The sequence below is a fragment of the Lacimonas salitolerans genome (assembly GCF_042677865.1).
In the GTDB taxonomy this organism is placed as follows: Bacteria; Pseudomonadota; Alphaproteobacteria; order Rhodobacterales; family Rhodobacteraceae; genus Lutimaribacter; species Lutimaribacter salitolerans.
In genome coordinates this window covers 56,326-67,192 of record NZ_JBHUDD010000155.1, presented here as the reverse complement: position 1 = coordinate 67,192, position 10,867 = coordinate 56,326, and the positions used below count along the sequence as shown (strand labels likewise).

Annotated in this window: 10 protein-coding genes; 3 read left to right on the top strand and 7 right to left on the bottom strand. The window is 64.6% G+C overall.

What is annotated here, in order from left to right; genetic code table 11:
• Positions 1 to 461 (top strand): histidine phosphatase family protein (locus ACFTOW_RS17780; protein ID WP_379918216.1); only part of this gene is annotated, 461 nt, incomplete at its 5' end.
• A gap of 65 nt (positions 462 to 526) precedes the next feature.
• Here ACFTOW_RS17780 and typA read toward each other — a convergent pair.
• The gene (gene typA, locus ACFTOW_RS17775; protein ID WP_379918214.1) at positions 527 to 2,344 is read right to left on the bottom strand and encodes a translational GTPase TypA; all 1,818 of its coding nucleotides are present in this window, start codon (positions 2,342 to 2,344) and stop codon (positions 527 to 529) included.
• Between the two features lie 84 nt (positions 2,345 to 2,428).
• Positions 2,429 to 3,280, bottom strand: coding sequence for a GNAT family N-acetyltransferase (locus ACFTOW_RS17770; protein ID WP_379918212.1), 852 nt, complete (start codon positions 3,278 to 3,280; stop codon positions 2,429 to 2,431).
• A gap of 45 nt (positions 3,281 to 3,325) precedes the next feature.
• On the opposite strand from ACFTOW_RS17770, the gene ACFTOW_RS17765 reads away from it, so the two are divergent.
• Positions 3,326 to 3,454 (top strand): hypothetical protein, encoded by a 129-nt coding sequence (locus ACFTOW_RS17765; RefSeq protein ID WP_379918210.1) that lies wholly within the window; start codon positions 3,326 to 3,328, stop codon positions 3,452 to 3,454.
• Between the two features lie 35 nt (positions 3,455 to 3,489).
• Here the strand turns inward: ACFTOW_RS17765 and ssb are convergent, their stop codons facing one another.
• A complete protein-coding gene (gene ssb, locus ACFTOW_RS17760; RefSeq protein ID WP_379918208.1) occupies positions 3,490 to 3,996 on the bottom strand; it encodes a single-stranded DNA-binding protein in 507 nt (168 codons plus the stop codon).
• 187 nt (positions 3,997 to 4,183) lie between these two features.
• Here ssb and ACFTOW_RS17755 point away from each other — a divergent pair, with 187 nt between their 5' ends.
• Complete coding sequence (locus ACFTOW_RS17755) at positions 4,184 to 4,774, top strand: lytic transglycosylase domain-containing protein (RefSeq protein WP_379918206.1); 591 nt, start codon at positions 4,184 to 4,186, stop codon at positions 4,772 to 4,774.
• A 41-nt stretch (positions 4,775 to 4,815) separates the two neighbouring features.
• Here the strand turns inward: ACFTOW_RS17755 and ACFTOW_RS17750 are convergent, their stop codons facing one another.
• From ACFTOW_RS17750 to ACFTOW_RS17735, 4 genes are all read right to left on the bottom strand, one after another.
• Positions 4,816 to 5,793 carry a calcium-binding protein gene (locus tag ACFTOW_RS17750; RefSeq protein ID WP_379918204.1) on the bottom strand — a complete coding sequence of 326 codons (978 nt, stop codon included), beginning with the start codon at positions 5,791 to 5,793 and terminating at the stop codon, positions 4,816 to 4,818.
• Positions 5,794 to 6,141: 348 nt separating this feature from the next.
• Positions 6,142 to 8,235: a dipeptide ABC transporter ATP-binding protein gene (locus ACFTOW_RS17745; RefSeq protein WP_379918202.1), complete on the bottom strand. Its 2,094-nt coding sequence runs from the start codon at positions 8,233 to 8,235 to the stop codon at positions 6,142 to 6,144.
• 95 nt (positions 8,236 to 8,330) lie between these two features.
• Positions 8,331 to 9,776 (bottom strand): ABC transporter permease, encoded by a 1,446-nt coding sequence (locus ACFTOW_RS17740; protein WP_379918200.1) that lies wholly within the window; start codon positions 9,774 to 9,776, stop codon positions 8,331 to 8,333.
• A 13-nt stretch (positions 9,777 to 9,789) separates the two neighbouring features.
• Positions 9,790 to 10,836, bottom strand: coding sequence for an ABC transporter permease (locus tag ACFTOW_RS17735; protein WP_379918198.1), 1,047 nt, complete (start codon positions 10,834 to 10,836; stop codon positions 9,790 to 9,792).
• Positions 10,837 to 10,867: the final 31 nt, after the last annotated feature.

The window sequence follows — 10,867 nt, the reverse complement described above, 5'->3', positions numbered from 1 at the left end:
CAAACACACCGATCGGCCCAAAAGCGATTCCCCTGCCTGGCACGGGCGATCCTGGCAATTTCGACGTGGAAGATTGCAGCACTCAGCGCAATCTGGATCAGCGCGGGCGCGATCAGGCGGTGCGCATCGGCGCGGCCCTGCGCGAGCGAGGGATCTCGTTTGACGGGGTCTGGACCAGCCGGTGGTGCCGGTCGCGCGAAACGGCGGAATTGCTGGATCTGGGGGCAGTGACCGAGGTGCCTTCGCTCAATTCATTCTTTCAGGGGCGCGGCAGCCGGACGGCGCAGACCGCCAGGACGCTGGAGCGATTGCGCGACGCCCAAGGGCGTCTGATGCTGGTGTCGCATCAGGTCAACATCACCGCGCTGACCGGGGTATTCCCGCGCTCGGGCGAGATTGTGGTGACTGAGTTGCGTGACGGGGCGCTGGTGGTCACAGGGCGGATATTGATCGACCCGTGAGATAGCGCAGGGGGGCGTTCCCCCTCCCTGACCCTCCCCCACGAGGGGGAGGGCAACGCGTTGGTTCAGGCGCTGCGCGAATTGCGCTTGCGCTCGTGCGGGTCGAGGAAGCGTTTGCGCAGGCGAATGGCGTTCGGCGTCACCTCGACCAGTTCGTCGTCGTTGATATAGGCGATCGCCTCTTCCAGGCTCAGGGTGATCGGCGGGGTCAGGCGCACCGCCTCGTCCGTGCCCGAAGCGCGCACGTTTGTCAGTTTCTTGCCCTTCAGCGGGTTCACCTCAAGATCGTTCTCGCGGCTGTGTTCGCCGATGATCATGCCGGTATAGATCTTTTCCTGCGGGTTGATGAACATCCGGCCCCGGTCTTCGAGGTTCCACAGCGCATAGGCCACGGCCTCGCCATCCTCCATCGAGATCAGAACACCCGCGCGGCGGCCCGGGATCGCGCCCTTGTAGGGGGTCCAGCCGTGGAACACGCGGTTGAGAACGCCGGTGCCGCGCGTGTCGGTCAGGAATTCGCCATGATAGCCGATCAGCCCGCGGGACGGCACATGGGCAATGATGCGGGTCTTGCCGACACCTGCCGGTTTCATCTCGACCAGTTCACCCTTGCGCGCGCCGGTCAGCTTTTCGATGACCGCGCCGGTGTATTCGTCATCGACGTCGATCGTGGCCTCTTCGACCGGTTCCAGCCGCTGGCCGTCGTCATCCTTCATGATGACCTGCGGGCGCGAGATCGACAGCTCGAACCCCTCGCGGCGCATGTTCTCGATCAGGACGCCCATCTGGAGTTCGCCGCGGCCCGAAACCTCGAAGGCCTCGCCGCCGGGGGTGTCCTTGATCTTGATGGCGACGTTGGATTCGGCCTCTTTCATCAGGCGGTCACGGATGACGCGGCTTTGCACCTTCTTGCCGTCGCGGCCAGCCAGCGGGCTGTCGTTGATGCCGAAGGTGACGGTGATGGTGGGCGGATCGATCGGCTGCGCCTCAAGCGGTTCCTCGACGGCCAGCGCGCAGATCGTGTCTGACACGGTGGCCTTGGACATGCCGGCAAGGCTGACGATGTCGCCGGCCAGCGCCTCTTCGATGTCCTGCTGGCCCAGGCCGCGAAAGGCCTGTATCTTGGCGATGCGGAACTGTTCGATCTTCTGGCCCACGCGCGACAGCGCCTGCACCGTCTGGCCGACCTTGGCGCGGCCGGATTCGACCCGCCCGGTCAGGATGCGCCCGACGAACGGATCGGCCCCCAGCGTGGTGGCCAGCATGCGGAAATCGTCGTCCTGATGCTTGATCTGCTTGGGGGCGGGGACGTGGTTGACGATCAGCTGGAACAGCGCGTCGAGATTCTTGCGCGGACCGTCCAGCTCGGTGTCGGCCCAGCCGTTGATGCCCGAGGCGTAGATATGCGGGAAATCAAGCTGATCCTCGTTCGCGCCCAGATTGGCGAACAGATCGAAACATTCGTCCAGCGCGCGATCGGGTTCGGCGGCGGGCTTGTCGACCTTGTTGAGCACCACGATGGGGCGCAGACCCAGCGCAAGCGCCTTGGAGGTCACGAATTTCGTCTGCGGCATCGGGCCTTCGGCGGCATCGACCAGCAGGCAGACGCCATCGACCATCGACAGGATACGCTCGACCTCGCCGCCGAAATCGGCGTGGCCGGGGGTGTCGACGATGTTGATGCGCGTGCCCTTCCATTCGACCGATGTGGCCTTGGCCAGAATCGTGATGCCGCGCTCGCGCTCAAGATCGTTGCTGTCCATGGCGCGTTCGGTCGTCGCCTGGTTCTCGCGGTAGGTCCCGGATTGTTTCAGCAATTCGTCCACGAGGGTGGTCTTTCCGTGGTCGACGTGGGCGATGATGGCGATATTGCGAAGATCCATGCGGGGGTGTCCTTTGGGGCCTGTTCGCGGCTGCCCTAGCGCGGGCGCGCACGAAATACCAGCCGTAAACGCCGCAACGCGGCATCACAGCACCAGCACCGTGGGGCCAAGAGCACGCGCGCAGGCCCCGGTGCCGAGTTTGAACCGTGCCAGTCCGGGCGCAGTCTGGGTGTCCAGCGTGCCGAGGTCAAGCGTTTGTGCGCCTGCATCGCGCAGGGCCAGTGCCGCCTGCCACATCAGGCGGGTGTGGGCGTTGGCGGCGCGGCCTGCATCGCTGGTCCAGCCGATCTGATAGGTGGCGCGCGCGCCGTGCAGGATGAATAGCTGGCCTGCGATGGGGCTGTCGGGTGGACCGGCGGTGAACAGATGCGCGCCGCCCTGCGCGGCATGGGCGGCGATCAGGGCAGGCGGCCAGGGGCGATAGCCGCGCGCGCGGGCCTGTGCCGCATCTTGGCGCAGCAGCCAGTGGACGGAGTCGGCGGGCATTGTTGCGTGGCGCGTGGGCAGGGTCGCGGCGGCGCGCAGGCGGTTGCGCCATTTCTGGTGCAGGCCCGCGTGCAGTAGGGCGGGATCGGGGCGCAGGTCCCATTCGGCAATGGTTTGCGCCGTGACCAGCGGCCAGAGGTGCCACGACCGGGGCAGGGTGGTGTCGGCGTTCAGCAACAGCGCACAGCGCGCGGGCAGGGCGCGGCGCAGCTCGTGCAGGTCGTGCAAGCCGGGTGCGCGACCGCAGGGCCAGACCGGACCGCGCGGCACAAGGGCCAGCGTGACCGGCCCGAACCGGCGCAACAGCACATTGGCCCAGCCGCCCTGCGTCAGCGGCACATGGCGCACGGTTGCGCCAACGGCGCGCAGGGCCGCCGCATGGGCGGGGTGCTGGTGCAGGGCCACATGGGCAAGGTCGCGTGTTTCGGGAAAGGGGCTGCCATCCATCATGGCCGTATTAACCCATGGGAAAGTGAAGCGTGGCTTAATGCGCCCATGGCAAGGCAACGAAAAACGGTGATGGGCGTGCAGGCCGCCCCGGCGCGGGTGACATGGCAGGCCGCCGCGTTGGTGGCGCTGGCCGTGGCCCTGCCTGCGGGGCTGGTGATCGAAGTGATATGGTAAACGAAAACCGCCCCCGGATCGGGGGCGGTGCGGGGTCAGAACGGGATTTCGTCGTCCAGATCGCGCGAGGGTGCGGGCGATCCGCCGCCGCCCCGCGAAGGGCCACTGTCATAGCCGCCGCCATAGTCACCGCCGCCACCGCCCGACTGGCCGCCACTGTAATCACCGCCACCGCTACCATCGCCGCCGCTGCGGCCATCGAGCATGGTCAGCACGCCGTCGAATCCTTGCAGCACGACCTCGGTGCTGTAGCGATCCTGCCCGGACTGGTCCTGCCATTTGCGGGTTTGCAGCTTGCCTTCGAGATAGACCTTGGAGCCCTTTTTCAGGTATTGCTCGGCGATGCGCACCAGCCCTTCCTGAAAGATGGCGACCGTGTGCCACTCGGTCCGCTCCTTGCGTTCGCCGGTGTTGCGGTCTTTCCACGTTTCGGACGTGGCGATGCGCAGGTTGCAGACCTTGCCGCCGTTCTGAAAGGTGCGCACCTCGGGGTCGCGGCCCAGATTGCCCACCAGAATTACCTTGTTCACCGAACCGGCCATGCCATTCCTCCTGTCGAGTCGGGTTTGTGCAGGTTACATCATCCCAGGCCGGTGAAGGAAAGGTAAACTTGTCCGGATCTGGTGGCGCCCCCCAATGCCGCGACTTGCCCCGGAAAGGATGCATCAAGGGTTTCCGCACGACGCAAAATCCGTATAGTGCACTCACGTTTCAGGAGACATTTGAGTGATGCGCAAAGTTTTCAGTCTTGCATTGGTCATGGCGCTGGCGGGGTCGGGCATGGCGCAGGCCGACATCCTGTCCTCGAAGAACCGGACCACCCTGTTCCGGTCGCAGACCAAGGTTCTGGATACCCGTGCCGCCAAGCAATACAACAATTCCATCCGTTTGCAGCCGCCGAGGGTGGTGACACCCACGAAATGGGACGACGAGGTGCGGGCCTATACCGGCCGCTACACCGGGCCATACCTGCAGATGGCCCGCGACGCCGCGCGGCGGCATGGCGTGCCCGAGGACCTGTTCTTGCGTCTGGTGCATCAGGAAAGCCGGTTCAATCCCAAGGCGGTGTCGCACAAGGGCGCGATTGGGCTGGCGCAGCTGATGCCCTTCACGGCGGCCCGGCTGGGGGTTGATCCGCATGACCCTTATCAGAATCTGGATGGCGGCGCGCGCTATCTGGCGCAGCAGTACCGCGCGTTCAAAAGCTGGCGGCTGGCGCTGGCGGCCTATAACGCCGGGCCGGGGGCGGTCACGAAACATGGCGGCGTGCCGCCGTTCCGCGAAACCCGCAATTACGTCAAGGTCATCCTGGACGGGTGACGCCGGGCCGGCCCAGGCAACCCGGCGTCTGGCCGCAAGGATCAGGTGAACAGGAAATCCCCCTCGGACAGCTGCGACAGCTGCACGTCTTCCAGCACCAAGCGGTTGCCGCCGCCAAAGTTGATCAGCACGTCGTCGCCGCCGGCCACAACCCGCGCAAGGGCCAGCACATCCGCAAACCCCGAGACCCCAAGCGCACCGTCCAGAACGATCACGTCACCTGCGCCGAAGTCCTCGATCACATCGCGCCCGCGCGCATAGATGAAGGTATCCGCGCCCGCTCCGCCCGTCAGCGTATCGTTGCCATTGCCGCCATCCAGCGTGTCGTCACCCGATCCACCGTACAGCTCGTCATGCCCGCCCCCGCCCAGCAGTCGATCGCGGCCCGCTCCGCCATACAGATCATCGTGCCCGCCACCGCCGATCAGCCGGTCGTTGCCCGCCCCGCCATACAGATCGTCATTGCCGCCTCGCCCCAGGATGACGTCATTGCCACCCATGCCGTACAGATCGTCGCGGCCGCTGGTGCCCGTCAGCCGGTCGTTGCCCGCCCCGCCAACGCCGTTGACGGGGGACGACGGCAGTGTCGGTGGGTCGTCCGCGCCCAGATCGACCTGCGCCGCTGTGATCTGGCCGATGCGCACATCTTCAAGAAGCAGGCTGTTGCCGCCGCCGAAATCGAACAGCGTGCTGTCGCCGCCTTCTGCCGGGCGCGCAAGCGCCATCAGCGCGGAGAAGTCCGCGACCCCAAGGGACGCGTCCAGAACGATACGGTCCTGGGCCGTGAATCCGTCGATGGAGTCGTGCCCCGCGCCAAAAATGAATGTGTCCGCACCCGGCCCTCCATACAGCTCGTCGTTTCCGGCGCCACCATCCAGCGTGTCATCGCCTGCGCCGCCATACAGCTCGTCGTTGCCTGCCAGACCGCGCAGCAAATCGTTACCAGCCCGGCCCACGATATCGTCGCGCCCTGCGGTGCCCGTCAGGGTGTCGTTGCGACTGGTTCCATAGATATCCATCGGTGAAATTCCTCTTCAAACAGGATCGTCCTTGATCCGAGGCACAGATAGGCAGGCGGGGTGCATCAACAATGCAATCGAATTGCGGATATCCATAGGATTTACCTATACAAGTTGATGCGCGTATGGGCGGCTCGGCGATCGCTTCCGCGAGCAGTGCTGTCCATGACATCGGCCACGCGCCGGCATCTTACCCCGATGCGGTCGGATGCGGCCAAGGCCCATCTGGCCGGGCAGCCAGGCGCTGCGGCGCGGTCCGCCTTTCGATGCGGATCGGATCGGCGAGAAGTATTGTGCCACTGCGCTGGCAGGGCAGGGCGGGTCCGCGTCCCGGTGTCTGGCTTGCGGCTATTCCGCCGCCATCTTGATCACGGGTTCCATGCCCGCAAGGATGTCATCGGACAGGTGGCATTTGATCTGGTGCCCCTCGGCCATGGTGCGCTGCGGCGGCACGTCCTTTTCGCACAGGTTGCCGGGCACCTGATCCTTCCAGCGGCAGCGCGTCTGGAACGGGCAGCCCGGCGGCGGGTCCATCGCGCTGGGAATGTCGCCTTCCAGAACGATGTGCTTTTTCTCGACCCTTGTGTCGGCGATGGGAACGGCAGAGAGAAGCGCCTCGGTATAGGGGTGATAGGGGGGCGCAAACACCTGATCGGTGGTGCCCAGTTCGACCACATGGCCCAGGTACATGACCATCACCCGGTCGGACAGGTAGCGCACGATCGACAGGTCGTGGCTGATGAACAGCAAGGTGGTCTTGTTCTCGCGCTGGATCTCCATCAGCAGGTCGGTGACGGCGGCCTGCACCGACACATCCAGGGCCGAGACGGGTTCATCCGCCACCACGATCCGCGCGCCGCCCGAAAAGGCGCGGGCGATGCCGACGCGCTGCTTTTGCCCGCCCGACAACTGGCGTGGCATGCGGTCGGCGAATTCGCGCGGCAGTTTCACCAGATCGAGCAGCTGCAGCATCCGGTCGCGCCGCTGCGCGTCATTGTCACCGATGCCGAACACCTCGAGCGCGCGGATGATCTGGCGGCCCACGGTCATCGACGGGTTCAGCGTGTCGAACGGGTTCTGGAACACCATCTGCACATCGGCCACAGTCTTGGTGTCGCGGTCCTGAATGGCGGTGCCTTCGATATTGCGGTTGTCCAGCAGGATCTGCCCTTCGGTCGCGGTTTCCAGCCCCATCAGCACCTTGGCGAAGGTGGATTTGCCGCAGCCAGATTCGCCCACAATGGCAAGGGTTTCGGATTCCCGCGCCTCGAAGGAAAGCTCCTCGTTCGCCTTGACGACCTTTTTCGCGCCGCTGCTGCCGAACAGCGCGTTGGCCGACACCTCGTAATATTTCTTGAGCTTGTCCATCTTCAGCACGACGCGCCCCGGTTCTGTCCGGGCGGTCTTGATGCTGGCCGCCAGTGGCGCGTTCCAGTCGATCTCGTCGATCCGCAAGCAGCGCGAGCGGTGGCGGTCGTCGCCCGCGATGCTGACCATCGGCACGCGCTGGTCGATGTCACACAGCCCCTTGGCAAAGTAATCGCAGCGCGGCCCGAAATTGCAGCCCGGCGGGCGCTCGTGCGGGAGCGGGAAATTGCCGGGGATCGCCACCAGCGGGCGGCTGTTCTTGTCGGCCCCCGGAAGCGGGATCGAGCGGAACAGCGCCTGCGTGTAGGGGTGGCGCATCTGGTCGAACACATCCTCGATGCTGCCGGTTTCCACCGCCTCGCCGGAATACATCACGCAGATGCGGTCGCAGGTTTCCAGCACCAGCCCCAGATTGTGCGAGATGAACAGCATCGAGGTGCCGTATTTCTTGCCCAGATCCTTGACCAGCTCGACCACCGCCGCCTCGACCGTGACATCCAGCGCGGTGGTAGGCTCGTCCAGGATCAGCAGGCTGGGCTTTGACATCAGCGCCATGGCGATGACGATGCGCTGCTGCTGACCGCCCGACAACTGGTGCGGATAGGCGCGCAGGATACGCTCGGGGTCGGGCAGTTTCACGTCAGTCACAACCTCAAGCGCGCGCTTGCGGGCCTCGTCCTCGGAAATGCCCTCGTGGATCATCGGCACTTCCATCAACTGGCGGCCGATCTTCATCGCGGGGTTCAGGCTGGCCATGGGTTCCTGGTAGATCATGGCGATCTCGTTGCCGCGGATGCCGCGCAGCTCGTCCGCGCTCATCTCGGACAGGTCGCGGCCTTTGAACTTGATCGAGCCGCCGACGACGCGCCCGTTCACGCCCAGATCCTGCATGACCCCCAGCGCGACCGTGGATTTGCCGCAGCCGGATTCGCCCACAAGGCCCATCGCCTCGCCGGGTTGCACCACGCAGGAAAAATCCATCACCGCCGGGATTTCCCGCAGCCGGGTGAAAAAGGAAATCGACAGCTTGTCGATCTCGAGGATGGGGCCGTCATAATCGCCGAGTTTGGTCATTCTTTTCGTCTCCCTGTCGTCGGGGAAAACCTGTGTGTTTTCCTCTCACGACAAATATTCCGGGGTGGCTGGCCCCCCGGTTCTGCCCTGTCAGCTCAGTCTTTCAGGCTTTCCTCGCGCAGCCCGTCCGCCAGCAGGTTCAGCCCCAGCACCAGCGACAGCAAGGCGAAGGCGGGCGGCAGGGCGGGGTGCAGGTAGATCGACAGCAGCTTGCGCCCCTCGTTGATGGTGCTGCCCCAGTCCGGGCTTTCGGGCGGTAGGCCAAGGCCGAAGAAACCGAGGGTTCCAAGAAGGATGGTGGTATAGCCGATGCGCAGGCAGAAATCGACGATCAGCGGCCCGCGCGCGTTGGGCAGGATCTCCCACAACATGATGTACCACGGGCCTTCGCCGCGGGTCTGGGCGGCGGCGACGTAATCGCGGGTCTTGATGTCCATCGCCAGCCCGCGCACGATGCGGAACACGGTGGGCGAGTTCACGAACACGACCGACACGAACACAACGAGGATGCCCGGCGCCACGTCGAAGAAATCAAGCGGCCAGAAGTCGATGACCGATCCGCGCGCGTTGATCACGGCCATGTAGACCAGAAACATCGGCACCAAAACGATGGCCATGTAGGTCCAGTTCTTGGCCGGTTGCCCGCGATAGCGCGAGTTGATCAGCACCGCGAAGAACACCAGCGGAAAGATGAACAGCACCACCGCCATGTATTGTGGCAAGCCGGTCGCCACGATTTCCGGCGTGACCAGCAGGTAGAACAGCAAGATCACCGGGAACGCCAGGATCAGATTGGCCAGAAACGACAGGAAGGTGTCCAGCCGGCCGCCGTAATACCCCGCAGGCAGGCCCAGCGTGATTCCCACCATGAAGGCGAACAGAGTGGCCAGCGGCGCAATCGCCACCACGATGGTAGAGCCGATCAGCATCCTGCTGAACACGTCACGCGCCAGCGCGTCGCCGCCCAGCAGATACCACATGTATTCGCCGTCTTCCGCGCCGTTCAGCGGCGTGCCTGGGGCGATGTTCTTCATCCCCGATACCTGGCTGAGGGGCGGGTGCGTCATCAGCAGGTCCATCGAGGAGAACGCGCCGACGAACACCCAGAACATCACCAGCGCGAAACCGATCATGCCGATGGTGCTGTCGAACAGCTTGCCATACAGGCCCAGCCGCCGCTTGTAGTTGATCGAGGCGGCGAACAGCACCACCAGCGCGATCCAGACCGGGACAAGCTGCCGGCTCATCCCGCCGATGATGCCCGCCCCCGATGCCCCCATGATGGCGCCAACGATCAGATAGGTCAGCACCAGCGCAGCCAGGCCAAGGCCCGACCAGTTCGACAGTTTGGGCACCCAGACGGCGGGGCCGCCGCTGGTCGCGCTCAGCGTGCCGTCGGAATTGGTCATCATGTCCGGTGCGGGCACCAGCACCGACACCGCGATGCGCAGCACGATCAGCGCGGCAAAGACCGGCACCAGCACGAAAAGAACGGGGTCGAGCACATCGCCCAGCGATCCGGTCCAGCTTAGGGGTTCCATGATCCGGCCCTCCTTAGGTCACGCTGATGCGCGGGTTGAGATAGACATAGCCGATGTCGGAAATCAGCTGCGTCACCAGCACGACGATCACCGATACGACCGACACGCCCAGCAGAAGTTCGATATCGTTGTTGCCGGCTGCCTGCACCAGTGTCCAGCCGAAGCCCTTGTAGTTGAACAACGTCTCGACGATCACCACGCCGTTCAGCAGCCAGGGAAACTGCAGCATGATCACGGTAAAGGGCGCGATCAGCGCGTTGCGCAGCGCGTGTTTCATCACGATGTTTGGAAAGGACACACCTTTCAGCCGCGCCGTGCGGATGTACTGCGCGGTCATCACCTCGGCCATGCTGGCGCGTGTCATCCGCGCGATATAGCCCGTGCCATAGAGCGCGATGGTCAGCACCGGCAGAAAGAAATTCTCGAATGTGGGGTTTTCCATCGCGCTGGTTGCGGTGCCCTTGAACCATCGCAGCCCCACCGCAGACGATGCAAAGACCGCAATCAGGATCACGCCCGAGACGTATTCGGGTGTCGCCGTGGTGGTGATGGCGACGGTTGACAGGGTGCGGTCGGTGGCGCTGCCTTCGCGCATGCCGGCCATAACGCCCAGGATCAGCGCCGAGGGCACCATCAGCAGCATCACCCAGAACATCAGCGTGCCGGTCAGACCCAGCCGCGTGCTGATGATCTGCGCCACGGGTTCCTTGAACACGGTCGAGTGGCCCCAGTGCCCTTGCAGGATGCCGCAGAATTCGGGCGCCTGTTCGGGGGCGACGCCGGGGCGGATGCAGCGCCCGGTGACGGTGCCATCCTCGGCGGTGTGGCGGTACGAGGGCACGACACCCAGCCATTCGGCGTATTTCTTTGGCGTCGACTGCATGTATCCGCGCCTGTCCAGCCAGCTTGCCACGGCCTCGTCCGACATGCGGAAATTGCCCTGGGTCTTGGCCAGTTTTTCAAGATTCGGATAGAGGTTCGTCATGAAGAACACGATGAACGTCAGGCAAAGCGCGGTCAGGATCATCACCCCGACCCGGCGAATAATGAACAATCCCATGGGTGCCCCTGTTGGTGGCTGGCAGCCGGTT